This window comes from Streptomyces sp. DH10 (assembly GCF_029813805.1).
GTDB classification, from domain to species: Bacteria; Actinomycetota; Actinomycetes; order Streptomycetales; family Streptomycetaceae; genus Streptomyces; species Streptomyces coeruleofuscus.
The window spans coordinates 12,787-37,071 of record NZ_JARVKU010000035.1; the positions used below are offsets into that span (position 1 = coordinate 12,787).

General features: G+C 69.3%; 25 protein-coding genes and 2 pseudogenes. 9 read left to right on the forward strand and 18 right to left on the reverse strand.

The window, feature by feature from the left end; translation table 11 throughout:
- Positions 1-11: 11 nt before the first annotated feature.
- The 12 genes from QC385_RS40875 to QC385_RS40935 form a co-directional block, all read right to left on the reverse strand.
- Positions 12-332 carry a helix-turn-helix domain-containing protein gene (locus QC385_RS40875; RefSeq protein ID WP_279546481.1) on the reverse strand — a complete coding sequence of 107 codons (321 nt, stop codon included), beginning with the start codon at positions 330-332 and terminating at the stop codon, positions 12-14.
- Between the two features lie 182 nt (positions 333-514).
- The gene (locus tag QC385_RS40880) at positions 515-1,690 is read right to left on the reverse strand and encodes a DUF3631 domain-containing protein (protein ID WP_279546482.1); all 1,176 of its coding nucleotides are present in this window, start codon (positions 1,688-1,690) and stop codon (positions 515-517) included.
- A 349-nt stretch (positions 1,691-2,039) separates the two neighbouring features.
- The gene (locus tag QC385_RS40890; RefSeq protein WP_279546484.1) at positions 2,040-2,930 is read right to left on the reverse strand and encodes a bifunctional DNA primase/polymerase; all 891 of its coding nucleotides are present in this window, start codon (positions 2,928-2,930) and stop codon (positions 2,040-2,042) included.
- A complete protein-coding gene (locus QC385_RS40895; RefSeq protein ID WP_279546524.1) occupies positions 2,927-3,592 on the reverse strand; it encodes an SAM-dependent methyltransferase in 666 nt (221 codons plus the stop codon). The genes QC385_RS40890 and QC385_RS40895 overlap by 4 nt, the downstream gene beginning before the upstream one ends.
- Before the next feature lie 138 nt (positions 3,593-3,730).
- Complete coding sequence (locus QC385_RS40900; protein ID WP_279546485.1) at positions 3,731-4,183, reverse strand: hypothetical protein; 453 nt, start codon at positions 4,181-4,183, stop codon at positions 3,731-3,733.
- 12 nt (positions 4,184-4,195) lie between these two features.
- On the reverse strand, positions 4,196-4,390 hold the full coding sequence (locus QC385_RS40905; RefSeq protein WP_073492950.1) for a hypothetical protein: 195 nt from the start codon (positions 4,388-4,390) through the stop codon (positions 4,196-4,198).
- A 13-nt stretch (positions 4,391-4,403) separates the two neighbouring features.
- Complete coding sequence (locus QC385_RS40910) at positions 4,404-4,661, reverse strand: hypothetical protein (RefSeq protein ID WP_279546486.1); 258 nt, start codon at positions 4,659-4,661, stop codon at positions 4,404-4,406.
- Between the two features lie 140 nt (positions 4,662-4,801).
- Complete coding sequence (locus QC385_RS40915; protein ID WP_279546487.1) at positions 4,802-7,027, reverse strand: cell division protein FtsK; 2,226 nt, start codon at positions 7,025-7,027, stop codon at positions 4,802-4,804.
- A gap of 90 nt (positions 7,028-7,117) precedes the next feature.
- Positions 7,118-7,489 (reverse strand): RRQRL motif-containing zinc-binding protein, encoded by a 372-nt coding sequence (locus tag QC385_RS40920; RefSeq protein WP_279546488.1) that lies wholly within the window; start codon positions 7,487-7,489, stop codon positions 7,118-7,120.
- Complete coding sequence (locus QC385_RS40925) at positions 7,489-8,484, reverse strand: DUF2637 domain-containing protein (protein ID WP_279546489.1); 996 nt, start codon at positions 8,482-8,484, stop codon at positions 7,489-7,491. Before QC385_RS40925 ends, QC385_RS40920 begins: the two co-directional genes overlap by 1 nt.
- Positions 8,481-8,771, reverse strand: a complete 291-nt coding sequence (locus QC385_RS40930) for a hypothetical protein (RefSeq protein ID WP_046707695.1) — start codon at positions 8,769-8,771, stop codon at positions 8,481-8,483. Before QC385_RS40930 ends, QC385_RS40925 begins: the two co-directional genes overlap by 4 nt.
- Positions 8,772-8,928: 157 nt before the next feature.
- Positions 8,929-9,702 carry a DUF4097 family beta strand repeat-containing protein gene (locus tag QC385_RS40935; protein WP_279546490.1) on the reverse strand — a complete coding sequence of 258 codons (774 nt, stop codon included), beginning with the start codon at positions 9,700-9,702 and terminating at the stop codon, positions 8,929-8,931.
- A gap of 487 nt (positions 9,703-10,189) precedes the next feature.
- Here QC385_RS40935 and QC385_RS40940 point away from each other — a divergent pair, with 487 nt between their 5' ends.
- The 6 genes from QC385_RS40940 (at position 10,190) to QC385_RS40965 (ending at position 15,675) form a co-directional block, all read left to right on the forward strand.
- The gene (locus QC385_RS40940; RefSeq protein ID WP_279546525.1) at positions 10,190-10,570 is read left to right on the forward strand and encodes a GntR family transcriptional regulator; all 381 of its coding nucleotides are present in this window, start codon (positions 10,190-10,192) and stop codon (positions 10,568-10,570) included.
- 158 nt (positions 10,571-10,728) lie between these two features.
- Positions 10,729-11,976, forward strand: a complete 1,248-nt coding sequence (locus tag QC385_RS40945) for an XRE family transcriptional regulator (protein ID WP_279546491.1) — start codon at positions 10,729-10,731, stop codon at positions 11,974-11,976.
- 956 nt (positions 11,977-12,932) lie between these two features.
- A complete protein-coding gene (locus QC385_RS40950; protein WP_279546492.1) occupies positions 12,933-14,009 on the forward strand; it encodes an HNH endonuclease in 1,077 nt (358 codons plus the stop codon).
- Positions 14,006-14,338: a hypothetical protein gene (locus tag QC385_RS40955; RefSeq protein WP_279546493.1), complete on the forward strand. Its 333-nt coding sequence runs from the start codon at positions 14,006-14,008 to the stop codon at positions 14,336-14,338. Before QC385_RS40950 ends, QC385_RS40955 begins: the two co-directional genes overlap by 4 nt.
- Before the next feature lie 245 nt (positions 14,339-14,583).
- Positions 14,584-14,919 carry a hypothetical protein gene (locus tag QC385_RS40960; protein WP_279546494.1) on the forward strand — a complete coding sequence of 112 codons (336 nt, stop codon included), beginning with the start codon at positions 14,584-14,586 and terminating at the stop codon, positions 14,917-14,919.
- A 192-nt stretch (positions 14,920-15,111) separates the two neighbouring features.
- Entirely contained in the window at positions 15,112-15,675 is a 564-nt protein-coding gene (locus QC385_RS40965) for a dihydrofolate reductase family protein (protein ID WP_279546495.1), read from the forward strand.
- 158 nt (positions 15,676-15,833) lie between these two features.
- On the opposite strand, the pseudogene QC385_RS40970 reads toward QC385_RS40965, so the two are convergent.
- Positions 15,834-16,028: pseudogene (locus QC385_RS40970) on the reverse strand (site-specific integrase); the annotation flags it as partial.
- Positions 16,029-16,446: 418 nt separating this feature from the next.
- A complete protein-coding gene (locus tag QC385_RS40975; RefSeq protein ID WP_336621350.1) occupies positions 16,447-16,776 on the reverse strand; it encodes a transposase family protein in 330 nt (109 codons plus the stop codon).
- Between QC385_RS40975 and QC385_RS40980 the strand changes: the two genes are divergently transcribed.
- Positions 16,663-17,253 carry a sigma factor-like helix-turn-helix DNA-binding protein gene (locus tag QC385_RS40980; protein WP_336621351.1) on the forward strand — a complete coding sequence of 197 codons (591 nt, stop codon included), beginning with the start codon at positions 16,663-16,665 and terminating at the stop codon, positions 17,251-17,253. The genes QC385_RS40975 and QC385_RS40980 overlap by 114 nt on opposite strands.
- 556 nt (positions 17,254-17,809) lie before the next feature.
- Here QC385_RS40980 and QC385_RS40985 read toward each other — a convergent pair.
- On the reverse strand, positions 17,810-18,595 hold the full coding sequence (locus tag QC385_RS40985) for a TIM barrel protein (RefSeq protein ID WP_279546500.1): 786 nt from the start codon (positions 18,593-18,595) through the stop codon (positions 17,810-17,812).
- Positions 18,596-18,741: 146 nt separating this feature from the next.
- Between QC385_RS40985 and QC385_RS40990 the strand changes: the two genes are divergently transcribed.
- Complete coding sequence (locus tag QC385_RS40990; RefSeq protein ID WP_279546501.1) at positions 18,742-19,830, forward strand: LacI family DNA-binding transcriptional regulator; 1,089 nt, start codon at positions 18,742-18,744, stop codon at positions 19,828-19,830.
- On the opposite strand, the gene QC385_RS40995 is transcribed toward QC385_RS40990, so the two are convergent.
- The 3 genes from QC385_RS40995 to QC385_RS41005 form a co-directional block, all read right to left on the reverse strand.
- Complete coding sequence (locus QC385_RS40995) at positions 19,827-20,318, reverse strand: hypothetical protein (RefSeq protein WP_279546502.1); 492 nt, start codon at positions 20,316-20,318, stop codon at positions 19,827-19,829. The two genes, QC385_RS40990 and QC385_RS40995, sit on opposite strands and share 4 nt — an antisense overlap.
- 91 nt (positions 20,319-20,409) lie before the next feature.
- On the reverse strand, positions 20,410-21,117 hold the full coding sequence (locus QC385_RS41000; RefSeq protein WP_279546503.1) for a TIGR03943 family putative permease subunit: 708 nt from the start codon (positions 21,115-21,117) through the stop codon (positions 20,410-20,412).
- Entirely contained in the window at positions 21,114-22,160 is a 1,047-nt protein-coding gene (locus tag QC385_RS41005) for a permease (protein ID WP_279546504.1), read from the reverse strand. The genes QC385_RS41000 and QC385_RS41005 overlap by 4 nt, the downstream gene beginning before the upstream one ends.
- Before the next feature lie 176 nt (positions 22,161-22,336).
- On the opposite strand from QC385_RS41005, the pseudogene QC385_RS41010 reads away from it, so the two are divergent.
- Positions 22,337-24,231 (forward strand): annotated as a pseudogene (locus QC385_RS41010) (potassium channel family protein).
- Positions 24,232-24,285: the final 54 nt, after the last annotated feature.

Below are 24,285 nucleotides of genomic sequence, written 5' to 3' on the forward strand. Positions count from 1 at the left end.
TCGTCAGTTCGTCAGACGGCGTTGCGCATACGTCGAGGGCGCCGCGCCGTCAGTTGCGGCGCGGGTTCCTCGAAGGGAACGAACGTCCGCGGGCGAGTCGAAGCGCTCCTGATCTGTGGCACGTTCACCGCATCGGGACGTTCTTCAAGGATGTGGAAGATCTCTTCGACGTGACTCCGAGTGAAGCGGTAACCGCTGCCGCTCCGAAGGAACGGGATGCGGCGTCGCCGTGCCTGCTCCTTCACCCACCACTCGGAGCAGTCGAGTGCTGCGGCCACTTCCGCAGCCGAATAGGACTTGGGAAGGGGGGAGTTCATCTCACCCGAGTTCATGGCTCCTCTTCCTCTCAGGTCCGCTACTTCCGCTACCTCCGCTACCGCCCTGGTCAGGCGCGTGATCCAAGTAGCGGATAGGGGTAGCGGTAGCGGATGGAGCCGCTACCGGCCCCGGGTTCGTGGCCGCGGGGCGGGTAGCGGATGGGGTGTTGCGGTAGCGGATGCGGAGCAGCTTGCCGCTACCCGGAAACCGCCTCTGAGCTGCCCGGTAGCGGAGGTAGCGGAAGTAGCGGACTTTCGGCGGGGGGTGGGCAGTAGCGCTGCCACGCGTCGTGCAGATCGCTCGCGTAGTAGCCCTTCATGACGCTCCCGCCTGCCTTGATGTTGCGGGCCGCGATGGGGGTGTTGTCCGCGGTCATGTACTCCCGCAGCATCCGCGACAGCCCGCGGGCATCAAGCGGCTTGCCGCTCATGTCCGCCCACGGCGCCTCTTCGAGGCTGTGCAGCCGGTCGAGGATGGCGACGGTGGGCAGGCGGTCGATGCCGTTGAACACGTAGTCGCGCAGGTCCGTGAGCAGGCGGATACCGATGCTGCCCTTGTCGCTGGTCTTCGCCGCGTTCACCAGCTCGATGCACGCGGTGCGGGCCCGGTCCGGCCACGCGCCGCCCGCGGCGTCCGCGATGGCGAGCAGGGGTTCCCAGACGTCCGCGGGCCGGTCGCTGATGCCCTCCGGCAGTGCCGGGAACACCCCGTCGACCAGGTGGCGCACGGACTGTGCCCATGCGGCGAGCCGGTCACGCAGCGCGTGGCCCTCCTTCTCGTGGATGCGCTGCCGGAACGGCTCAACCCGCTCGTTCGGTGCGCGGCGGCGCATGCGGACGATGACGGAGCGGGTCAGGATCGTGTCCGGCAGCGAGCCGAGACCAGCGACCGCGACCCCGCAGAACGACGGGAACTCCTGTACCTGCTGATTGGAACCGTCGCCCACGCAGCGCCACATGACGCCGGAACGGCGGTGCCCAGCGTTCAGGAATCCGCGGAGCTGTTCGTTCTCTCCGGCCTTGGGGCCAAAGACAGTGTCGATCTCGTCGAACAGGATGGTCGGCCGTCCCTCCATCCCGGACACCGCGCGGAAGAGCGCGGAGGCCGAGGCGTTGACCGCCACCATCGGTTGCGGCACGAGGGTTTCCACGATCTCCAACGCGCGGGACTTGCCGGAGCCCGGCTCCGGCGACAGGAACGCGAGCCGCGGTGTGGAGTCGAAGCAGTCGAGCAGGTGCGCGTGTGCATCCCACAGCGTCACGGCGACGTACGCGGCTTCGAGGGGGAAGATGTTGAAGCGGCGGTGGAAGGATTCCACCTCATCGAGCAGTGCGGAGCCGTCCATGGCAGGTGCCGGCAGATTGGCGCTCATGCCGCCTGCCTCCCTTCCTGGTTGGTGCGGAGCGGGCATACGCCGCGGTGGGCGGTGTGGTCTTCGATCAGGGCGAGCACCTTCGTGTGACCGACGGCGCTGCGGTCCCTGCCGCACAGGCACTTCGAGGTGGCGGTAGGCACGGCGCCGCGCGGCGCGGAGATGCACAGCCACGCGACCGGGTACCGGCCGCCGCCCCGCTGCGGGACAGGACGAAGAACAGTTCGGACGCCCTCACGGGCGGCGCCTTTCGGCTCGCCCACGGCCGGACCGGGCGCGGCTTGAGCTGCAGCACGCGGACCGGTCGGGGTGACTGCGAGGCTCTTCAGTGCAGGGCGGGGCGGGGTGCTCATGCCGCCTTCCCCTGACCGTTGTGAGCAATGGACCAGTTCAGACCGCTGCGAATGGTCGCCTCACACGACCGCGGCGACAGACCGGCCTGCTCCCCCGCCCACTGAAGAGCCTCCTCAACCTGCTCCCTGGGAAGGTCGCCCCACGCGATGAACCGCCCCAGGGCTCGCGCCGCCCGCAGCAACGTGGCGTTGCGCTCGCCCTCCGGTGCCTGCCGTACGGACGCGGTTTCCGCGTTTAAGCCCGCTGCGGCGTAGCTGGTCGCCCGTACGGACGATGGTGCAGCCGTTAGTGCCCGCGAAGCCTGTCGGACCGTCAGGGGGGCGTACAGCCAATCGGGCAGGGGCGCGGGCGGCATGTCACTGACGACCGCGTAGGCGCCCGTGGGGGTGAGGCTGCCGGGGGCGACGACGTAGCCACCCCACGCGCGGGTGTCGATGCGTTTGCCGAGCCGTCCGGCGGTGTTGCCGAGCCGGACGCCGGGCGGGGCGGTGAAGTACAGGTGGACTCCGCCGTTCGCGGTCCGCACCGTGCGGGTGGCAGGGACAGTCTGTCCGGCGCGCTCACAGAGCGCCGTGAAGGTCGTCACGCCGTTAGGCGTGTCCGTACTGCTCTTCCGTTTGGGCATGTCGAGGTCGACGACGACCAGCCCGGACGGTCCGGTCGCGATGCCGACGTTGAACGGCAGGTCGCCCCACGCACGGCGGATGCGATCCGGGTCGATGGTGGCGCGCTCTTCCCACTTGCGGTGACCGCCGGCGCAGTCCCCGATACCGGGGCAGACGTCCTCACCGTGCAGGGCCGGACGCTTGTCGCCAGGCCGGAGCGGGAGGACGGCCCATCCGCGCTCCGCAGCGTCCAACGCGGCGAAGAGGAGGTGACGGTTCATGCGGCCACCGCCTCAGTGGTCAGGTTGGCGAGCGCGTGGGTGCCGAGCCACTGGGTGTAGGCCGGGGGTACGCACTCTCGGATGCCGTCGCGGTTCATCCACGGCACACCCATCACGCGGCGGGCGTGGTCGACGCCGGAGAAGTTGCCGACGAACTGCCCGAAGTGACCGGGTGGGATGGGGCGGCCCATCTTGGCCTGCGGCACCAGGTGAGCGGGGTGCGCAGGCTGAGGAAGGGTGAAGCCGTCGGTCTCGAAGTACCGGTGCCGGTAGGTCTCCAGCCCGAACATCGTCCCGCACAACATCACAGGACCGTGCAGCTTCGGCACCGCGCCCTTCACGTTCTCGATGACCCAGGGGCGGCCTGTGGACTCCAGGGCGGCGCGGGTGGGGGCGATCAGGTCGGGGTGAGCGTTGCCGCGGATGCGCTGGCACTCGCTGTCGTGTTGGCACGGCGGGGAGGCGTGGATGAAGTCGAATTCCGCACCGTGCTCGCTGATGAACGCCACCGCTTCGGCCTGGATGAAGGTGAAGGGGTAACGGGGCTGCGGGGCGATGTCGACGCCCACGACGTCGAAGCCAGCCAGGCGGTAGCCCATGTCGGCGCCACCCTGGCAGCAGAAGGTGTCAAGCACGCGCGGCCGACGTCGGCCGCGCCTCATCTGGGTGGCATGGGCCGGACGGCCCTCGCCGAATGCACGACGTTGGGTCATGCTGGAGGTCTCCTTGTTCTGTTGGAGGGACAGGAGAACCGGGGCGGGCGCAGGCTTGTGGTGAGACGGCGCCCGCCTCGGGCGTAGCTAGCCGTGGAAGTGGTTGCGCTTGAAGACGGCCTTGCGGATGTTGAACGTGTTGCCGCCGCTGTGGCCGCTCGCGCTGAAGACCTGTACGGCGACCCATCCGCCGAAGACGACGGCGGCGAGTGTGATGAGCTGAGTGATGAGCGCGGTCAGCGCGGTGATGAACGCGGTCAGCAGGAACAGCCCGCCGCAGACGGCGCCGAACCCGATGCCCCCCAGGGCGATGTTCACCGCCGCGCGGGAGACGGGCGGCTTGGTCGCGGCGGGTTCGGGCTTGGGGGGTTCGAGGGCGTAGCCGGTCACGACGCGACCGTCCGGCAGGACGACACTCGTCACCGAAGGGATGGCGCCCGGCTGTACCGGTACAACCGGCACCGGGGCGAGCGGAGTGGGCCGGTGGACTTCCACGGCCGCTTCACGACGGCCGGGTACGAGGTTGGCGTGCTCGTGCACAGCGAGCCTCCTTCAGTTCCCGAGGGCGGACAGAGCGTCGGCGGACGCCTGCACGAGGTTGTGGATGGGCTCGTACGCGCCGGTCCCGGCGGCGAAGAACCCGAAGAGGAACAGGACGATGGCCGCGCCGCCTCCGGCGGACTTGGTCTTGACGGCGAGTGCGGACGCGGCGCCGAACAGCAGCACGGCGGAGATGTTCAGGATCATTGGGAGCCCTCCGTCAGGGGGTGTCGGTGCCGGCGCGGTAGATGCGGGCCCAGCGGTTGTAGAGCCAGCGGCCGACGCGTATGCGCTTGCCGGTGGCCTTGCAGCGGCGGCAGTCCTTGCCGCGCTTCATGCGGCCCTTGCGGTCGGTCTTCATCGCGAAGCCCCAGCCGTTGCACTTGCGGCAGTTGCCGAACGGCGAGGCAGCGCACACGGCGAAGTAACACAGCGTTACGCCCAGAATCAGGGTGATAGCGAGCAGGGCAGGGGTCATGACGGGCCCTTCCAGGCGGGTTTCAGGGGTTTCCGCAGGTGGGCCGCTATCCGCTAGCGGCCTGATCAGAGCGGGTTTGTGGCGCTAGCGGGGCCGCTAACGTTAGCGAGGCATGCCGCTAGCGCTAGCGGCCCGGAGCCTCAGCCCGCGTCCCGCTTTCCGTCACGCTCCGCAATCACGGCGACGATGTGGGAGCGGTCGATGCCGCGCCGGTTGACGACCTTGCCCTTGACCCGGCGGCCCACCTGGATGGTTGAGACGCCGTGCGGCTTCAGGGCCGCGGCCAGTCCCTCGGGGTCCCAGCCGTCGTAGACCTCCTCGCGCAGCTCTGCGAGCCGGGCAACGACGGTTTCGGACCACACCTTGGGCTCATCGGCCGGCACAACGGCGAGGATGTCGCGCAGCAGGTCATACGCGCTGGTGACCGGCTCGGGTGCCTCCCCGAGCGCGTGCCCGGACAGGGTGCCCGCTTCCTCGCGCATGCGGCGAGCGCGGGCGCCGACGTCTTCGGCGGCGCGGCCGTCGATGTAGATGGCGCGCACGATCCGGGCGTCCGAGCCTTCACCAACGAAGTAGTGAATGCCCTTGTCACCCCAGGCGAACATGGTCGCCCGTACCCCGCGCTTGTACGCGGACGTGCCGAGCACCATGTCGTTTTCGAGCTGACCCATGACCTTCAGGCACCAACGCGCCGACGCGTTCGCGCTGATGCCAGTGGGCAGCGCCTTGGCGTCCGGGCGCTGCGTGGCGAGCAGCAGCACGATGCCGGTGGCCGGACCGCGCTTGACCAGGTCGGTTGCGATCTCCTCGAACTCCTTGGCGTGCTCGGGGTGCTCGAACAGAACCTGGCACTCATCCACTCCGATCACGATCGGGTGCAGACCCAAGGAACGCTTGTCGGCGAGAGTGCTGGTCACCTTCGACTCCGGGCAGACATCCCGCGGAAGCGAGCGGATCACCTTGGTGCGGCGCCGCAGTTCCTCGCGCAGTGCCCGGAAGTCGTTCAGGCAGTACTCGATGGACTCGTCGTCGTCGCCCGCCGCGTGGCGGTGCGAGACGGCGTCGCCGACCGGGTCCAGGTCGCCCGTGCCCTTCATGTCGTAGGTGTGCAGCTCCGCCCGCGGGTCCAGCGCGGCGATGAGCAGCAGCAGCCTGAGCAGGAACGTCTTGCCCATGCGCGGGATGGCGCCGATGACGCCCGCGATGTACATCAGCGTCGCTTCGACCCAGCGTCCGCGCTGGTCGGTGCCGTAGGCGACCGGCTTGAACAGGTCGACGGAACCCGACTTGAGCAACGGCCACTTGGGCTGCTTGGCGCGGGACATGTCCTGATCCCCCACCCACAGCACGAGGTGACCGGTGTGCTCATCCGGTACCGCCTCGGGCCACACGCACCCGAGCGGGCGGCGCAGGCCGGAAGCGAGCCGGTCGCGACGCTCGATGACGTCGGTCACCGTGACGCCGTACGGGAGGTTGCCCTCCGCGCGCCATCCGGGGCCGTCACGGGTGATCGGGGCGGTGAACTCGAACCCGTCGCGCCCCTTGGCCTGCACCTGGTTGATGGCGGGGATGCCGAGAGCACCCAGCGCCCGCAGCACGATGTCACTGGTGAGCTTGACCGCCTTGGGCAGCTCCACCGCGCGGTGGATGACCGGGGCATCCGCGCGGCGTCCGGCGAACCCGAGCGCCATCACGACCGCGCTCACCGACACCGCCTGAAGCCAGTCGGGGGCGAGCACGTAGATGGCGAGCGCGGAGCCGAGCCCGACGAACATGGCGAGCACGGCAACGAGGGTGCGCAGTCGGACGCGTCCGTCGCGCTGCCGCGACAGCTTCAGGTACTCCGCGGCGTCCTCACGCCGGACCGCGGCGAGTCGGACCGGTTCGCCCTCACGGTCGGCCACCCATCGCATTGTGCCGCCCACGAATCGGGCGGCGCCGGTTGGGGCTTGCAGGGCGAGCCGGGCGGCGTAGACCGGGGCACGCAGCGCGTGATACCCGGCAGCGTGGGCGTAGTGACGGGCCACCCACGCCGTGGCAGTCCGCAGTTCCGCCACCGACCGCAGCCACACGGGAACGACCGCACGGCGCTGGGCACCGAGCAGCCGACCGAGGTAGCCCGGACCGGTGGCCGTCGGGGTCGGCAGATCGACCATCACGCGCGCGGTCGGGTCGCCCGACTCGGCACCCGACCGCGCGGTCTCGGAGTCGGCCGACGGGTCGGAGTCGGGTCGGGCGGTCGGGTCGGCCGACTCCGAACGGGCCGACCGCGCCTTGTCGAGGTCGACTACCTCGCCCCCGGAGTCGGCGCTCATCTCCGCTTCGAGTCGGTTGAACAGTTCGTTGTCGTCGTCGGGGTGCTTCACTGAAAGGCCCTTCCAATGGGAGGAAAGGCGGGGTCCGGCCGTCGCTGTAGGAGGTGGGCGGACGGACCCCGCCGGATCGTGTTGTGCAGGTCAGGCGGCGGGCTGTTCCTCGGGGTAGGCACAGGGCACGCACATGCCGAGTGACGTGGGAATGACGTATCCGGCGTCCCGTCGGCAGGCGGGGCAAGTGCGGCGGGCACGGTTCGCCTTGGCGAGCGCGGCCCACTTGCCCGGCGTCATCGGCCGTACGGGCTTGGCTCGGTCGACGCGGTAGAGGTAGGCGACCAGTGGGCCGCGCCGGTAGCGCGGGCGCATGATCTGCGCCGCGATCGACTGCCCACCGGGCCGTAAGCCGCGCGCCCGTAACTGGCGCTTGGTGGCGAGCCCGTCGGGCGCATAGCGCCACGGATAGGTAGGCAGTCCGTACCTCGCGCCAGTCGGATCGAAGCACTTGGCGAACATCAGGCAGCCTCAGCCGTCGTGCCGTCGCCCTCCGCGTCATCCACGGAGTGCAGCGGACGGCCGTCGACCCGCTCCGCCTTCAACTGGTCGCGGAGCTTTCGGGCGTTGGCCTGCGAGACGTGCAGCGTGGCACGCAGACGGTCCGCGGTCAGCTCCGCCCCGGTCCACTCTGCGGTGACCGTGCGCGCCTCGGTCAGCGCCTCCTCGAAGGTGCGCTGTGTCTTTGCCTTGCCCTTGACGGGTGTCCGGCGACGCGGGCGCGACTTGGAGTCGACCGGTGCCGGCGGATTGTCCGCCGGGGGCGGTGCGGGCGCCTCCTGCTCGGCGGCGGGGGCCAGGTCGCCCATGCGTAGCATCACGCGCTCGCGCCGCGGGGTCTTCGAGCGCCACTTGCGGCCGTAGCGCTCGCGTAGGTCCGCGCGGGCCAACTGCCGTTCCTTCTCTCGTGCCAGCGCTTCGGAGTAGGAGGTGACCTCCCACAGCGTCATGCGGCGCCACAGCGCGAAGGTGGAGGGGAAGGCCAACAGCCAGCGAGAGAACCGGATCTTCTCCATGCGCCGACCAGTGGCCGCGCCGATCCGCACGGCGTAGATGTGCGCGCCGATCTCGGAGAACACCACCCACAGCAGCGGCATCGTGCCGTGGGCGACCTTGGCCCACATGCCCTGTCCGGCGGCGACGTTCAGCCCGCAGGTGATCAGGGTGAGCACCCACGGCACGAACCGCACCCACGCGAGCGCCATGTCCATCCGGATCAACAGCAGGTTGGCGACGGTGAACACCGGGATGGCCACGTCGATCCCGACCGGCAGCATCCACGGAACGTGGAAGCCCCATCGGGCAGCGGCGGCCGACACGGCGTCAAAGGAAGAGATCAGACCGAGCGCGCCGACGCCGGCCGCGGCGAGCGCGCCGACTCCGGCGAGTCCCATCTCCGGCTTAGTCAGCGGCGGCACCCCGGACACAGGCGCCTCGGGAGCGGGGTTGGTGGTCATGCCGCTACCCCCTTGCGTGCCGCGCGGCGGCGCCGGGCGGGGCGGGTCAGGGGGATGACGTCGAACAGGTCCGGGTTCTCCTCGATGACCTGCGCGGCGATGCGGATCAGGTCGTCGGGAAGGTCGGGGTTGTCGGCGAGGATGTCGCGCGCCGCGTCCTCGCGGGCCGCGCGCTCTTCGTCCGTCTCGCCCTCGACCCCGAGCCACAGCTCAACCGGGGTGCCGAGCGCCAGCTCCGCGAAGTCCGCGGCAGAGATGGCCTGTTGGTGGCCGATGTACGTACGCATGACAGCTCCTGAAGTGGGAGGGACACGGAGCCGGAGAGCCGCAGGCGTTTGGTGAGACGGCGACTACTCCGGAAGAACCCGAGCCGCAGCACGGCAGGGGAAAGTGCCCCGACCAGGAGTCGAACCCGGTCTACGACCATCGGGGCAGTGGTGCAGGTCAGCCGTTGCGGACGCGGCCGGAGACGGTGTTGGCGGACACGTTCAGGTGCCGGGCACCGGAGATGCGCACGTCACCGGAGACGCTGTTGGCGCTGACGTGCCCGGCGGCGCCATTGGTGGCCTGCACCCTGATGTCCCCCGAGGTAGTGCTCAGGGTCGCGCCGCGACCGTCGTACAGGTCGACCTCGATGTCACCGGAGACCGACTGTGCGCTGATCAGCTCGGTGACGCGGCCGGCGTGGATGTCGCCGGAGGTGGTGTTGGCGCGCAGTTCCCGGACGCCATCGGCGTCGACGCTGCCAGAGACGGAACGGAACTCCATCCGGTCGACGTAACCGAAGACCTCCGCGTCGGCGGACTGGGAGACGACCGCGAGGGAGGAGTGCGGGGGCAGGCACACCGTGGCCTCGATCGGGCTGACGGTCGGCATGGTGTTCATGCCGCCGGAGACGACGCGGCCGTTGATGATGGTCACGCCGGCAACCGAGCCATAAACCGTGCCGACGTTCTGCACGATGCGGTTGCCGCGCCGACTCTGCACCATCACGTTGCCGGGCATCTCCGGCACCTCGATGCCGAACGCCTGACCGCTCTGCATGCTGCGGGCGCGGTTGATGGCGTCGGCAGCGGGCCCGGTGGCGTCGTCGGTACGCAGTACGACGCGGGCGGTGGTCAGGCTGTCGAGGACCTGAACGCGGACGCTGCCGACCGGCAGCGACAGGCCCAGCATGATGGGGCCGGAGGTCTCGGAGACGAAGGTGCGCTCAGTCATGGTCAAGCTCCCAAGGCTTGTTGGAGTGGAGCACGGGATGAGCGAAGGAGCGGGACGGCCGCGGCATTGAAGTGGTGAGACGGCGGCCGTACCGCGAAGCCCCCATGCCGCGATGCGGCGGGGCGGCGCCCCCGGACCGAGTCGAACGGTCCGTACGACCATCGGGGCGGTAGTGCATGTCTCCTTCATCGCGACCGCGCTCCCGTATCAGGTAGAGCTGTCCGGCCTCGAAGTAGGCGTATGGAGACGTGACCTTTCGGTCTAAGCCCTCCGGTTAATGACAAGGCGCCGGGTCGCCTCCCCCCGTCCGATGCGGGGCTCCTGGTCGTGCGGTCTTGCAGGTCAAGCACTTGCAGACACAGCCGGCGAAGCCCTTCGGGCCTACCGTGCTGACATGTAACAGCATGTACTAGCACGTACCACGACGCAAGGGGACCGCGGAGATTCGTGCTAGGTCGTACTAGGGGTGGGTACGCTCGATGGCGTGATGAGCGCTGAAATTTCGAAGGACGACCCCAGACCGGAGTCCGAGCAGGCGGCCGACATCCTGCGGCAAGAGATCCTGCGTGGCGACATCAAGCCGGGGGCCCATGTGGGCTCCGTGCGAGACTTGGCTACGCGCTTCAAGATCTCGGGAATGACGGTGCAGCGCGCCCTTACGATCCTCCGCGAGGATGGGCTCATCCTGACCACGTCGCGCGGCAGCTACGCCCGTGACCCCGAGCAGGCCACCGAAGCCAGCGAAGCCGACGCCGGCGTCGACCTTCTCGAAGTCCTGCGTCAGCTCGAACATCTCACCTCCCAAGTCTCGGAACTCCGCGGCAGGCTCGAAGCGCTCGAAAACCGCTCCGTGCCGGGTGGTGCGTGATCTGCAACCAGCATGCGCAGAACGGGAGTTGAGAGGTAAGTGACAGCCTGGGGACGGCGAACCGGAGGAGGGGACATGTTCGGTGACACCCGCCTGTCACCTTCCCTGTCCCCCGGGCTCGCGCGCGAGACTCGGAGCAGGCACTCGGAGGAGGGCGCATGACCGACAACAGGCCCGCATGGGCGCGGCGCATCGCGGCCGAGCGGATGGCGCGCGACTGGTCGCAGCGTGACGCAGTCAGGGCCCTGCGAGCGCATGCTCCCACGGAGCTGCCCGCAGAAGAGAGCATGATTCGCCAGTGGAAGCGCTGGGAGTCCGGCCAGGCACCGAACGACTTCTACCAACCGATCATCGCGGCCACGTTCGGCACCGTGACGCACGCGCTCTTCCCGGCGCCCTCACGGCGGGACGGAGACAAGGAGATCTTGGCAGCGTCCGGCATGGAGACACTGGAGATCGTGAGCCGCCTCAACCGGTCCGACGTCGACAACGCCACGCTTGACGCTCTGCGCATCACGACGGACCGACTCGCCTCGGAGTACCCGTTCATGCCGAGCGAGCAACTTCTCATCGAGGGGCGGCAGTGGCTTCGCCGTGTCGTTGAACTTCACTCGAAGAGCCTCACGCTCGCGCAACACCGCGAGGTTCTCGCGCTGTCCGGCTGGCTCGCTCTACTGGTCGGATGTGTCGAGTACGACACGGGCGACCGCCACGCGGCCGAGTCGACGCGACAGGCTGCGCTCTCGCTCGCGACCGAGGCTGACCACGCAGAGGTTGCCGGGTGGGCGCACGAGATGCGGGCATGGTTCGCCCTCACGACCGGCGACTACCGCGGCGTCATTGCGGCGGCACGGGCCGGAGCCGAGACGGCAGCCCACCACGGCGTGGCCGTGCAGCTCGCTGCCCAGGAAGCAAAGGCATGGGCACGGCTCGGAGACCGCCGGCAGGTCGAGGTCACCTTGGACAAAGGGCGGCGAATGCTCGAAGGGATGCCGCACCCCGAGAACCTGGACAACCACTTCGTGGTGGACCCTGCCAAGTTCGACTTCTACGCGATGGACTGTTACCGCCTGGTCGGTGAGGACAAGCTCGCCCGCACGCTCGCCGAAGAGGTACTGAGGGTAGGAACGGACTTCGACGGCACCGACCGCTCGCCGATGCGTAACGCTGAAGCTCGCGTCACGCTGGGCGTCACGGCGGCACGTGAGGGCGACTTGGAGCAGGCACTCATCATGGGGGAGCGAGCCCTCGAAGGGGACCGTAAGTCGGTGCCTTCACTGATCATGACCAGCCGCGAGCTTGCTGCCGAGATGCGCGGCCGGTACCGCTCCGAGCCGGCGGCACAGGAGTACCTTGCGCGACTTCACTCGCTCGCTGAGCAGAAGCCCGGATTCATGCCGCGGTGAGCCCTTACAGGCTCCAGACCTGCATGAATGGCAGCGCACGGCAGGCCCGTACGTCGCAGCGCACCGTCTGGGCACCCTCAACCTGACTCATCTACCACGGCGGAAGAAGCTTGGTCTTCCGTGAACTTTGCTCTGCGACAGTCAAATTGTTTTGGCGGCCCGGAAATTTTTCAACAGTCAGATTTGAAATCTTCCGCCGCGAATGTCAGCCGGATCACGGACGCAAAAGATCCCCGGCAATGTTCCTCCGGGAATTGCTTAATTGGATTTAAGAACGTGCTACCGTAGCGGTCAGTAGCCCACCTAAGGGTGTGGGCCCCGCGTACAGCCGCCAAGCGTCGCGCGGGACCCACACGGCAGGCGTGGACTCCGGGGACCCGCCTCCTGGTGGGTCCCCATCGCCGTTTCCCTAGGTCAGTGCCTCACAGCTCCCGTCCCACGCGAATCGCGTAGTACACAAGCTGGATAATCACGACCACAGGCCGCAGGGCACGCGATAGACGCACCCAGCGGCGGCGACGCTCCGTCCATGCCGGCTTTTGGCCCTCATCGGGCTGGTGTCCGGCCACCGCCTCACCTCCCTTCCGCCTCCGGCCCGTAAATACGGGACAGCCGTTAGGGATGTCGATTACGTTACACCACCAGAAAGCAGGTAAAGGCGACGGCAGACCTATTCCGTTCACGGTCTCGGGGGGATAATTCACCTCGACGCGAGCGTCCGCTTTCGCGCTTTCCGCCGGCAGTGCAGCTCAGCGGCACGTGACGGCCATTTCGGATGCGGGTCAGGCGCCTACGCATGCAGGAGCCACCCTCCTCGTTGTGATCTACACCACACTCGACGCACGATTGGCCACTCCGCGAGAGTCTTCGGATCGTGTCGGGCCGATCCCGGTTCATGGATGTTGCCCCTCCGGATCGCGACCACGGCTGTCAGTCGCCAGTCGTAGCCTTCTGCCATGCGTAAAGGAGCGATCACACGGGAGTCCGTGCTCAAGGCAGTCGTTGAGCATGACGAGTTGGGACGTGAAGCCTTCCTGTCGAAGTACGGCTTCGGTGAGGCCCGCTCGTACGTTCTCGTACACGAGGGGCGGGAGTACGACTCGAAAGCGATCACCGGAGTGGCGCACAAGTGGGTCCAGGGGCGGGCACTGGCCCCCAGCGAGTTCAGCGGTGGCAAGGACCATGCAGCCGCCTGGTTGAAGCGCCTCGGCTTTCAAGTCAAGGCCGTCAAGAACCCGGACTGGGCGCGCGACGAAGTCATTCTTGCCTGCCATCTCGTCATGACGAACGACTGGAAGGGCCTGGACGCGCAGGACAGCCGAGTCATTGAGTTGTCTGCCTTGCTTCAACTGCTGCCCATCCACGCTGACGCGGACCGCAACGACAAGTTCCGCAATCCCAACGGGGTCGCTCGCAAGACGTTCGACATCGCTACCCGACACCCTGACTACCGCGGCAAGCCCACCAACGGCGGCGCCCTCGATGTCGAGGTCCTGCACGAGTTTCTTGCACGGCCAGACCAGATGACCGAGGTGGCCCGCCTCATCCGGGAAGGCATCAGCACTGGCGAGCTTCAGGACCTCGCTCAGACTGACGACGAGGCGCTTGACGACGACTTCAGCGCACCCGAGGGGCGGTTGCTGCTGCGCCGACACCGGGCGAGAGAACGGAATAAGGGGTTGCGGAAGAGGAAGATCGAATCGGCCCTCCGCAAGGGGGGCGGTCTGGCGTGCGAGGCTTGCGGATTCGACTTCGAAGAGGTCTACGGCGAGCGCGGAGCCGGTTACGTCGAATGCCATCACGTCGTGCCTCTGCACGAGGCCGGCGAAGGTAAGACCAAGCTCAGTGACCTTGCGCTCATCTGCGCAAACTGCCATCGCATGATCCATCGTTGTGCACCTTGGCCAACTCCTGAGGAGCTGAGAGCCGACATCGAGCACCGCCGCGCATCGCTACGCCGCGGTGCCTCCGTGATCGGGAAGCAACGCGGCGAGGCGGCAGCACCTTCCGTCACTCAAGAGGACCAGCGATGACAGATCCGGCAGATCCTGTGCTGCTCTTCGACGAGGACGGACGCATGTTCATCCTGCATGAGCCAGCCGTGGCTGATGAACTGATCGAGTCGGTAGACGAATTCTTCGAAGGCTACGACGGCCGCGGACGCCCTGTCCGCGCGTACGGAGAGCCCGGGCACGTCGCCCTAGCCTTGGCGACGACAGAACCGCAGGAGGAGACGGTTCGATCCCGAGTCGAGCGCTACTACTTCGTCTTCGCTGCGCGCCATCTCACGCGAATCCCTCCCCAGGAAACCGATCTGGTGGCCTTCATTCGCGCGGTGGCGGAAGACTGGATCGAGGAGTAGCCAGCAGAGCGAACGGTGCCGCGGGCTGCCGTCCGACGCGAGACGCTGGGAGAAAACTGGGAGAAGATCTTCTCCCCGCCGCTCCCACGGGCCATGCGAGACCAACTCATCCCAAGCCTCTGAACTGCGCAGATAGCCTCATACTCAGGTCTCGATCTCACCCTGACCTTATTCGGGACGAAGAGGTCGTGGGTTCAAATCCCGCCACCCCGACGCTGGTCAGAGGCCCATTCGCTTGATCGCGAATGGGCCTCTTTCATGCCCAGGGAGCCAAGCGGGGGGCCAAACGGGGCGCCCGCCACGCGGCCGAGTCGACGCGACAGGCCGCGCTCTCGCTCGCGACCGAAGCGGACCATGCAGAGATCGCCGGGTGGGCGCACGAGATGCGGGCATGGTTCGCCCTCACGGCCGGCGACTACCGCGGCGTCATCGCGGCGGCGCGGGCCGGAGCCGAGACGGCGGCGCACCACAGCGTGGCCGGACAGCTCGCTGCCCAGGAAGCCAAGGCATGGGCGCGACTCGGAGACCGCCGGCAAGTCGAGGTGGCCGTGGACAAGGGGCGGCGGATGCTCGAATCATGACCAGCCGGGAACTTGCTGCCGAGATGCGGCGCCGCTAACGCCGCAGAACCTGCGGCGCAGGACTACCTCAACCGACTCCACACCCTGGCAGAGGAGAAGCCCGGTTTCCTGCCGCGGTGAAGTCCTGACCGATGAGTTTTGCGCGCCGTGCCGGTCTGTACGCCGAATACCGATTCACGGGAGGCTGACGCCATGCGGAAACTGACCTTCGGCATGAACATGAGCCTGGACGGCTACATCGCCGCGCCCGGCGACGACCTCGGCTGGAGCGTGCCGAGCGACGAGCTGTTCCAGTGGTGGTCAGACCGGGTGGACGCGACGGGCCTGGCCCTGTACGGGCGCAAGCTGTGGGAGACGATGAGCTCCCACTGGCCGACCGCCGACAAGCAGCCGGGTGCCACACCGGCGGCGATCGAGTTCGCCGGCCGCTGGCGGGACATGCCGAAGGTGGTGTTCTCCTCTACGACCAGGACGGTCGACTGGAACACCCGTCTGGTCACCGGCGACGCGGTCACCGAGATCACCAGGCTCAAGGCCGACGACGGCGGCCCCATGGACATCGCCGGTGCCACACTCGCCGCGGCGGCCATGCGGGCCGGGCTGATCGACGAGTACGCGATCGTCACCCATCCGGTCCTGGTGGGCGGCGGCACCCCGTTCTTCACAGCCCTGGACAACTGGGTGAACCTGAGCCTGGTGGAGACCCGGACCTTTCCCGAGGGCATGGTGCTGACCAGGTACGAGACCAGGCGCTGACCGCGCGACTGGCGTCCGGGGCCATGCCACGTCGGAAGGTCGGTCGCCCTGCCTGATCGCAGCTCTGACCAGCATCGAATGCAGCGTCACCGCAATTTCCCGGGGGCCAAACAGGAGGCCAAACGTCACAGCCGCGATCGGACGGTCCTGGACCAAAACCTCGGCGTCCACTCGTCCGCGTTGATCCCCTCGGCATCCTTGAGCGCCTGGCGGAAGGCGCGCCGGACGTTGGTCGCATCGAGCGGCTTACAGACAGCCGACGAGAAGACCAGGCCGTGCTCCTCTCACTTGTCGCCAGCAGCGAGCCGCTCCCAGCCATGGTCTTCAAAGTGCTGCCGGAGAACCTCGACACAAACAGACGAGCGCCCTCCCGGGCCATCCCCGGGCCGTGGAGGGCGCTCAGTGGTAACCAACGTGCGGCTAAGGCGGCCGCAGGTGCTGAGGTGTCACCCAAGGCTCACCAGGAGTGAGATCGTGTTCGGTCACGGCCGAAAAGTCTCCGAATTAGCAAGAACGTGCCCGTGACGATCAGGGCCACCCCGACGGCGATCAGAAGCATGCCGATAAGGACCAGAAGCGTCCCAATCAGGACCAAGAGCGTCCCGATGGTAAGGAGAAAGATCGCGAGGACGGTCACGGTTGTCTCCTGTCCTCCCTCCCGCTCTTGCATCTTCCCATTCCCGGTGCAAACACTCTGCCTCGCGATTACCGACGGCTTGTCGCGGCCAAGAGGTCAGCCCCTGGTCGCTGGCTTCCATCGGGAACTGAAGATCATTTCCAGTGCCCATTGAGAACAAGCGCGGCGCGGGCTATGTCGCCGATTCTGCTCGGGCTGAGAGTGACGCGCTTGAGGGCTCGCCAGCGTTCCTTCAGTTCCGCCGCGGTCCGCTCGCCGCGTGCCCGCACGTGTCTGATCAGCGCATTCGTGGCGCGGGTTCCTCGGTCCAGGGCGGCCTCGGAGTGGCCTTTGGGGCGGCGTACGGGCACGTGAATGCCGATGCCGGCGCCGATGTAGCCCTTGTCGGGGACTCCGTCGGCCTCGCGCTCCTCACGGTCCTCGGCTCGCTGCGCCCTGACGAACGACTGGCGTTCGTGCTGCACGACGTGTTCGCCGTGCCCTTCGCGGAGATCGGCACCATTCTCGGCAAATCCGCCGACGCGACCAAGATGCTCGCCAGCCGCGCCCGCAGGAAGATACAGGCCGCCCAGCAGCCGGCAAGCGCTGGACGACAACAACGCGAGGTGGTCCAAGCCTTCCTGGCCGCAGCCCGCGACGGCCGGTTCGAGCAGTTGCTGCAGGTTCTCCACCCCGAAGTGAAGTTCACCGTCCACACCCCGAACGGCACGTTCGTCACGCTCGGAGCCACCGAAGTCGCCACTCGCGCGCGAGTGGCCGGCAGCGCGGCACGAGGCCACGCGGCGACCGTCAACGGCCGCCCCGGCGTCATCTCCTGGAGCGAGGACGACACCCCCCTTTCCCTCCTGGTCTTCACCGTCGCCGACGGCCACATCACCGAGATCACCGCCGTGGTCGACCCGGCCAAACTCGCGCTCATGGACCTGCCGGACCCGGTGTGACTCCCTACCGGCGAAGGCCGCGCATACTCGAAGTGGTCCACACCGGATCCCGCAGAGACGCTGAACTTAGCCTCTGAGAAAACCTCACTGCCCACGAATGTGCTGCCCGAGAGGCTAGGAGAGAGTGCGCGAAGTGATTCCGTATCAGTACGGGTTGTGCTGGCGACGACCTTCACCACACCGCTCGTGAGCAACAGGACGTGCCGGCTCTCGTCGCCCTGCTGAAGCAGGGCGCGATGCGGCGGATAGGCGATCGGGGTGCCCTGCCCCCGGAGTTCTTCGCGTGTCGTGTTCCGCAGCCGGCCAAGAAAGGTGGACGGCGGCCACACGTGATTCACCAGCACCCCCGACGATCTCACTCCGCGGCACAGTGCGCCTTTCAAGCGTCTGACCATGCTGCCGCCGAGCCGTGCCCCGGCAAACAGGCGGGACGGGATGTGGCCTCTTTTCTAGCTTCCCAGCCGGAATTGACCGAACGCGCGTTCCTGCGAGAACAGGGGCCAGCCTTATTACTGGTGAGTTAAGGGAGGGGCATTGAACCGTTTCCGCTGTCCGGCTATGAGAGCGTGAAAGCCGAGCCGAAGCGTTCCAGCGCGAGTTCGCTGTCCCCGGAGGCCCACGCCTCCATCGCGACCGTGCCCTCGTAGCCGATCTCCTTCAGGACACGGGCGACGGCGGGGTAGTTGATCTCGCCGGTTCCGGGCTCGCGGCGGCCGGGGACGTCGGCCACCTGGATCTCGCCGATCAGGTTCAGGGCGTGGGCCTTGCGGACCAGCTCGATCAGGTTCCCCTCGCCGATCTGGGCGTGGTACAGGTCCAGGTTCATCCGCAGCCCGGGCCGGTCCACCGCCTGGACCAGGGCCAGGGTGTCGGCCGCGGTCGCGAAGGGGACGCCGGGGTGGTCGACGGCCGTGTTGAGGTTCTCCAGCGTGAAGACCACGCCGGCGCTCTCGGCCAGGTCGGCGAGGCGGGTGAGGGTGTGGTGGGCGGCGATCCACATCGGGCCCGTGGGGTCGCCGGTCGCGGGCGTGACCGGCAGGCCCTTGTCGTCCAGGCCGGTGCCGTGCAGGTTCAGTCGGGGGCAGCCGAGTTGCTCTGCCGCCCGGATCGACTCCTCCGCGGTGCGCAGGAGCTCCGCCGCGCCCTCCTCGTCGGTCAGGCTGCCTCGGATGTAGCCGGTCATCGAGGAGAACTCCGCCGGGGTGCGGGCGAGTGCGTCGAGGTCGTGCCTGGTCCAGTCCCAGATCTCCGCCTGGAAGCCGGCGTCGTGGATGCGCCGGACCCGCTCGTCCATCGGCAGGTCCAGGAAGAGCATTTCGGCGCAGGCCGCCAGTGTGTACATGGCCGGTTCCTCTCGCGGCGGTGACTTCAGTGACTTAGGCACTAGAACGTTCTAGCAGGAACAGAAGACCCGCTGCTAGAACGTTCTACAATCGAGGCCGCCAGCAGCTGTCCGGCGACCCGACGACGAGCGACCAGGGAGGACCCGTGCCAGAGGCCCCGGCGGCCCCCGAGGGGAGGCGGCCGACGCTCGCGGACGTCGCGGAGCGGGCCGGTGTGTCCACGGCGCTGGTCTCCATCGTGATGCGGGAGGCGAAGGGCGCCAGTGCGGCCACACGGGAGCGCGTCCTCCGGGCGGCGCGGGACATCGGCTACCGTCCCGACGCCCGGGCGCGGCTGTTGCGCAGCCGGCGCTCCCGGCTGCTCGGGGTGCAGTTCGGCCTCCACCAGCCGTTCCACGCCGACCTGATCGAGGGCATCTACGCGGCGGCGGAACCGGCCGGGTACCAGATCGCGCTGAGTGCCGTGGCCGCCGGGCGCGGCGAGCAGCGTGCCGCCGAGACGCTGCTCGCCGACCGCTGCGAGGCGCTGGTCCTGCTCGGGCCGCAGGCCCCCGCCGCGCGCCTGGCGGAACTCGCCCGGCAGCTGCCGGTCGTCTCCGTGGCCCGCCGGCTGCGGTCACCGATCCCGGGGCTGGAGGTCGTACGGACCGCCGACGACGAGGGGGCCCGCCAAGCCGTGGACCATCTCGTCGGCCTCGGGCACCGGGACATCGCCCATGTCGACGGCGGCCGGGCGCCGGGCGCGGCCGACCGGCGCCGCGGCTACCGCACCGCCATGAACCGCCACGGCCTGGGCGAACACATCCGCGTCCTGCCCGGTGGGCTGACCGAGGAGGAAGGCGCCTCGGCCGCCCGGGTACTGCTGGCGGCCCGCCCGCGCCCCACGGCCGTGCTGGCCTTCAACGACCGCTGCGCGACCGGCGTTCTCGACGTGTTCCTCCGTTCCGGCGTGACGGTTCCCGGCGACATCTCCGTCGTCGGCTTCGACGACAGCCACCTGGCTCGGCTGGCCCACATCGACCTCACCACCGTCGGTCAGGACAGCACGCGCCTCGCCCGGCTCGCGGTCGGTCGGGCCGTCGCACGCCTGGAAGGCGTCGCGCCCCTGGCGGGTGGCGCACGCCCGGAGGGTGAACAGGACGCGGCCGGGGAGGACGTCGTCGCGCCCCGGCTTGTCGTGCGGGGGACGACCGCCGCGCCGCGCTTGTACAACCTCCACGTCCAGGACTGCTAAGACAGGACCCCGGCCAGCGTCCCCGCCAGGGTGAGCGTGAGGAAGACCGCGCCCCAGGCCATCGCCCGGCGTATGCAGCGGTACTTGATCCATGCGGTGCGGGACAGGACCTCCAGCTGTGCCGCGTCGCCGGAGGAGCCGGAAGAACCAGAAGAGCCGGAGGAGGAGACCTGGGAGGGGCGCCGGGGGGATACGGCCAGGCCGAGGAGGACGAGGGACGGGGCGCAGGCGGCGCAGCCGGCCCATACCAGGAGCTGGGGGATCACGGCGTACTGGCCGGGTGCGATGAGGCCGCCGGCGATCGCGCCGAGCAGGGCGGTCAGGGCCGCGCCCAGGGTCGCCAGCGTCAGTCCGGCCTTGCTGTCGGCCTTCGCGAGTTGCTCTCGGGCCTCGGTCAGGAGGTCCCGGCTGAGTTCCGCCGCGCGGTCGGTCTGCGTCCCGGTCCCGGTCCCCCTCACCGTCCCGGTCTCGCCGCTCGGTGTGGTCATACCTCCCCCTCGCTGATCAGCGGCATTCCCGAGTACCCGGAAGTCGCTCTTCTAGTACGCGAGTTCGCGGAGTACGCGGGCTACGCGGGGCTCAGCTGTTCCACGTCTCGTCGTACGGGTCGGCCGGTGCCGGTACCGGCCTGGCTCTGGTGACGTCGAGGTACGGGATCGGGCCGTCGTTGACCGGGTCCTTGGTCCGGCGGGGTGTGTACCGGCCGGTGATCTCCAGCCAGGTGTCCGGGCTCAGGACCGGGGGGACGTTGCCGGTCAGGGCGATCTTGACCGGCTGGGCGTCCGCCGCGCAGCAGTTGAGGCCCATGCGGACCAGGTAGGGGGCGCCCGCCCGGTCCAGGGTGACGAAGCCGGTGATCTTCAGCTCGCGGTCGCGGAGGGAGCGGCCGTCGTCGAAGACCGCGCGCCCGGCGTAGTCGGCCACGCCGAGGCGGAGCGGCTCGCCGGCGGGGAGGTCCGGGAAACCGAAGGGCTTGGTCAGGGCCGTGCCCGTGTGCGCCGCGCTGTAGGAGCCCAGGGCCGGCGGGGCGACCAGGATCAGGGCGAGGACGGGGAGGGCGAGGAGCCAGGAGATGCGGGGCTCGTGGTGGTGGTGCTGTCGTGCGGCTGCGTGGCGGCGTTCGTACCAGAGCGTCGCCGCCGCCGTCGCGATGAGCACCACGCCCGCCAGCAGGACCAGCGGGCGCAGGCCCGCCTTGACGTAGCGCAGGTGGAGGTCGGTGAGGCCTGCGTGCAGGAGCGTCGCGCCGAGCAGGAAGAGGAGGGCCGTCTGGGCCAGGCGGTTCACAGCAGGACCGTTCCGGTCAGGGCCGACACGACGACGGCCAGGGCGAACGTCGCGGGGGCGAAGCGCAGGGCGAAGGCACGGCCGAAGGTGCCCGCCTGCATCGCGAACAGCTTTAGGTCGATCATCGGTCCCACGACCAGGAACGTCAGCCGGGCCGTCAGCGAGAACTGGGTCAGGGACGCCGCCACGAACGCGTCCGCCTCCGAGCAGATGGACAGCAGGACGGCGAGCACCGCGAGAGCCAGCACCGAGAGCACCGGATGCCCGGCCGCCACGCGCAGCCACTCCTCCGGCACCACCGCCTTCAGCGTCGCCGCGGCCATCGCACCGACCACCAGGAAACCGCCGGCGTGCATCACGTCGTGGCGCACCGAGCCCCAGAACGCCGCTCCCCTGCCCCGTCCCTCGTACGACGGTCTGTCGGGCGGGCGCAGCCAGTCCGTGCGGCCGAGGCGGTGCCAGAGCCAGCCCATCAGGCAGGCCACCAGGAGGCTGGCGACGAAGCGGGCCAGGACCATCTCCGGGTTGCCGGGGAAGGCCACGGCCGTCGCCGTCAGCACGATCGGGTTGATGGCGGGCGCCGAGAGGAGGAAGGCCAGCGCCGCCGCCGGTGTGACTCCTCGGCGGACCAGCGCCCCGGCCACCGGCACCGACGCGCACTCGCAGCCCGGCAGCACCACGCCCGCCGCGCCCGCGACCGGGACCGCCAGGGCAGGGCGCTTCGGCAGGGCCTTGGCGAAGAAGGACGGCGGCACGAACACCGCGATCGCCGCCGACAGCAGCACCCCGAGCACCAGGAACGGCAGCGCCTGCACCATGACCGCGACGAACACCGTCATCCAGCTCTGCATCACGGGTGCGGACAGGGCCGCGCGGATCGGGTCCTGGAGCATCACGGCCGTGAGCAGCAGGAGCGTGAGCAGGAGGGGGGAGTTGAGGTGGCGGGCGTCGTCCGGGCCCGGACCCTTGCCGGCGACCGGTGGGGTGGTCTCGTTCCCGGCCGTCTCGTCGGTCGTCTGCGGGGCGGGTTTCGTGGTGGCCACGGGCCCGGTACCTCCGCTCGTGCGCACGGGCATTGCCTCCCCTTCTGTACGGCCGCGCCACGTCGGGTGTTCAGTCACCGTGGTTCCCTTCTGGAACCAGCCGTCCCGGTGAGGCAGTCTTCTCCCTTGTGGGGAGCGTTCCGAACCAAGGTCTGCCGGGTGATCCGGCCACGCACATGATCGTGTGCGGGGACGACGGGCTCGCGCACCGGCTGGCCGCCGAACTCCGTGGTGTGTACGGCGAACAGGTCACGCTCGTGGTGCCGCCCTCGGTGCGCCGGGTGCGGCAGCCGGTGGTCGGACGTGCCCGGGCCGCTTCGGCGGCCCTGCTCGACCGGTTCAGCGCGGCCGTCAACCGGACGGGTGCGGGCGGCGCCGAACCGGCCGCGAACGAGCAGGTCGTGGAGGCCGCCGAGGTCACCGAGGCCGTGCTCACCGAGGCGGGCGCCGACCGGGCGGCGGCCCTGGCGCTCGTGTACGACGACGACGAGACCAACATCCGCGCCGCGCTCACCGCCCGCCGGCTCAATCCCCGTCTCAGGCTCGTACTCCGCCTGTACAACCGCCGGTTGGGCCAGCACATCGAGGAACTCCTCGACCAGACCGCGGCGGTGGCCTCCGGCACGGGGCCCGGAACGGCGGGGCTGGACGCGTCGACCACCGTGCTGTCCGACGCCGACACGGCCGCTCCCGCGCTGGCCGCCACGGCCCTCGTCGGGACCAGCAAGGTCGTCCAGACCGAGGGGCTCGTCCTGCGTGCCGTGGAGCGGCAGCCGCCGCGGCCCGGTGAGGTGGCCGACCCCGGCCTGTGCACCCTGGCGCTGCTGTCCGCGACGAGCAACGACCCGGCCGGCGCGGACGGTTCCGAGGGCAGCGGGGAGCAGGGGCCGCAGCTGCTGCCGGACGAGGCCGCGGTGGCGTCGGCGACCGGGCGCGGGACCGTCGTCCTGGAGCAGGTGTCGTACTCCGGGCCGTCCCTGCCCTCGGGGCGGGGCGGTGTGCCGCCGTTCGCCTCGCTGTTCTCACGCCGGCTGCGGTGGTCGCTGGCCGGCCTTGTGGGTGTGTGCTCGCGCTCGCCGTCGCGTTGATGTTCGTGACCGGGGAGCATCCGCTGTACGCCACGTACGTCACGCTCCTCGACCTGTTCGGCATCAACGATCCCGCCTTCCACGAGTCGACCGGGCGGCAGGTGCTGCAACTGCTGTCCGGGCTGGTGGGGTTGCTGCTGCTGCCGGTGCTGCTGGCCGCTGTGCTGGAGGCACTGGGCACGTTCCGCAGCGCCTCCGCGCTCCGGAAGCCGCCGCGGGGGCTGGGCGGGCATGTGGTGCTGCTCGGGCTCGGCAAGATCGGGACGCGGGTGCTGACGCGGCTGCGGGAGCTGCACATTCCCGTGGTGTGCGTCGAGTCCGACCCGGAGGCCAGGGGGATGGCCACGGCGCGGCGGCTGCGGGTGCCGGTGGTACTCGGGGACGTCACGCAGGAGGGGGTGCTGGAGGCCGCGAAGATCCATCGGGCGCATGCGTTGCTGGCGTTGACCAGTGCGGACACGACGAATCTGGAGGCCGCGTTGTACGCGCGGTCCGTGCGGCCCGATCTGCGGGTGGTGTTGCGGCTGTACGACGACGACTTCGCGACCGCGGTGTACCGGACGCTCCGGGCCGCGCATCCGTTCGCCCTCACGCGGAGCCGGAGTGTGTCGCACCTGGCCGCACCCGCGTTCGCCGGGGCGATGATGGGGCGGCAGATCCTGGGGGCGATTCCGGTGGAGCGGCGGGTGTTGCTGTTCGCGGAGGTGGAGGTCGGCGGGCATCCACAGCTGGAGGGGCGGACGGTGGGGCAGGCCTTCCGGGCGGGGGCGTGGCGGGTGCTGGCGCTCAATACGGCACCTCCTGGGGGGCGGCGGGGTGAGGGGGAGAGTCCGGAGGAGGAGGGCGCGCCGGCTTCGGGGCTGGTGTGGGATCTGCCTCCTACGTATGTGCTGGGGGCCGGTGATCGGGTGGTGCTGGCGGCTACGCGGCGGGGGTTGGCGGAGTTGCTGGGACGGAGGCGGCGGGAGCGGGCGGGGGCGTGATCGCCGAGCGGTGGGCTTCACTGCTCGGCGATCACGAGGTGCGCCGCGTCGGGC

Bases quoted from the DNA above. Each gene is read 5' to 3' on its own strand.
- QC385_RS40995 (WP_279546502.1), bottom strand. From the start codon at position 20,318: ATGACCACACCGAGCGGCGAGACCGGGACGGTGAGGGGGACCGGGACC.
- QC385_RS40965 (WP_279546495.1), top strand. From the start codon at position 15,112: ATGCGGAAACTGACCTTCGGCATGAACATGAGCCTGGACGGCTACATC.
- QC385_RS40895 (WP_279546524.1), bottom strand. From the start codon at position 3,592: ATGAGGCGCGGCCGACGTCGGCCGCGCGTGCTTGACACCTTCTGCTGC.
- QC385_RS40925 (WP_279546489.1), bottom strand. From the start codon at position 8,484: ATGACCACCAACCCCGCTCCCGAGGCGCCTGTGTCCGGGGTGCCGCCG.
- QC385_RS40985 (WP_279546500.1), bottom strand. From the start codon at position 18,595: ATGTACACACTGGCGGCCTGCGCCGAAATGCTCTTCCTGGACCTGCCG.
- QC385_RS40945 (WP_279546491.1), top strand. From the start codon at position 10,729: ATGACCGACAACAGGCCCGCATGGGCGCGGCGCATCGCGGCCGAGCGG.
- QC385_RS40940 (WP_279546525.1), top strand. From the start codon at position 10,190: ATGAGCGCTGAAATTTCGAAGGACGACCCCAGACCGGAGTCCGAGCAG.
- QC385_RS40930 (WP_046707695.1), bottom strand. From the start codon at position 8,771: ATGCGTACGTACATCGGCCACCAACAGGCCATCTCTGCCGCGGACTTC.
- QC385_RS40950 (WP_279546492.1), top strand. From the start codon at position 12,933: ATGCGTAAAGGAGCGATCACACGGGAGTCCGTGCTCAAGGCAGTCGTT.
- QC385_RS40880 (WP_279546482.1), bottom strand. From the start codon at position 1,690: ATGAGCGCCAATCTGCCGGCACCTGCCATGGACGGCTCCGCACTGCTC.
- QC385_RS40920 (WP_279546488.1), bottom strand. From the start codon at position 7,489: ATGTTCGCCAAGTGCTTCGATCCGACTGGCGCGAGGTACGGACTGCCT.
- QC385_RS40960 (WP_279546494.1), top strand. From the start codon at position 14,584: ATGGGCCTCTTTCATGCCCAGGGAGCCAAGCGGGGGGCCAAACGGGGC.
- QC385_RS40955 (WP_279546493.1), top strand. From the start codon at position 14,006: ATGACAGATCCGGCAGATCCTGTGCTGCTCTTCGACGAGGACGGACGC.
- QC385_RS40890 (WP_279546484.1), bottom strand. From the start codon at position 2,930: ATGAACCGTCACCTCCTCTTCGCCGCGTTGGACGCTGCGGAGCGCGGA.
- QC385_RS40875 (WP_279546481.1), bottom strand. From the start codon at position 332: ATGAACTCGGGTGAGATGAACTCCCCCCTTCCCAAGTCCTATTCGGCT.
- QC385_RS40935 (WP_279546490.1), bottom strand. From the start codon at position 9,702: ATGACTGAGCGCACCTTCGTCTCCGAGACCTCCGGCCCCATCATGCTG.
- QC385_RS40905 (WP_073492950.1), bottom strand. From the start codon at position 4,390: ATGATCCTGAACATCTCCGCCGTGCTGCTGTTCGGCGCCGCGTCCGCA.
- QC385_RS40910 (WP_279546486.1), bottom strand. From the start codon at position 4,661: ATGACCCCTGCCCTGCTCGCTATCACCCTGATTCTGGGCGTAACGCTG.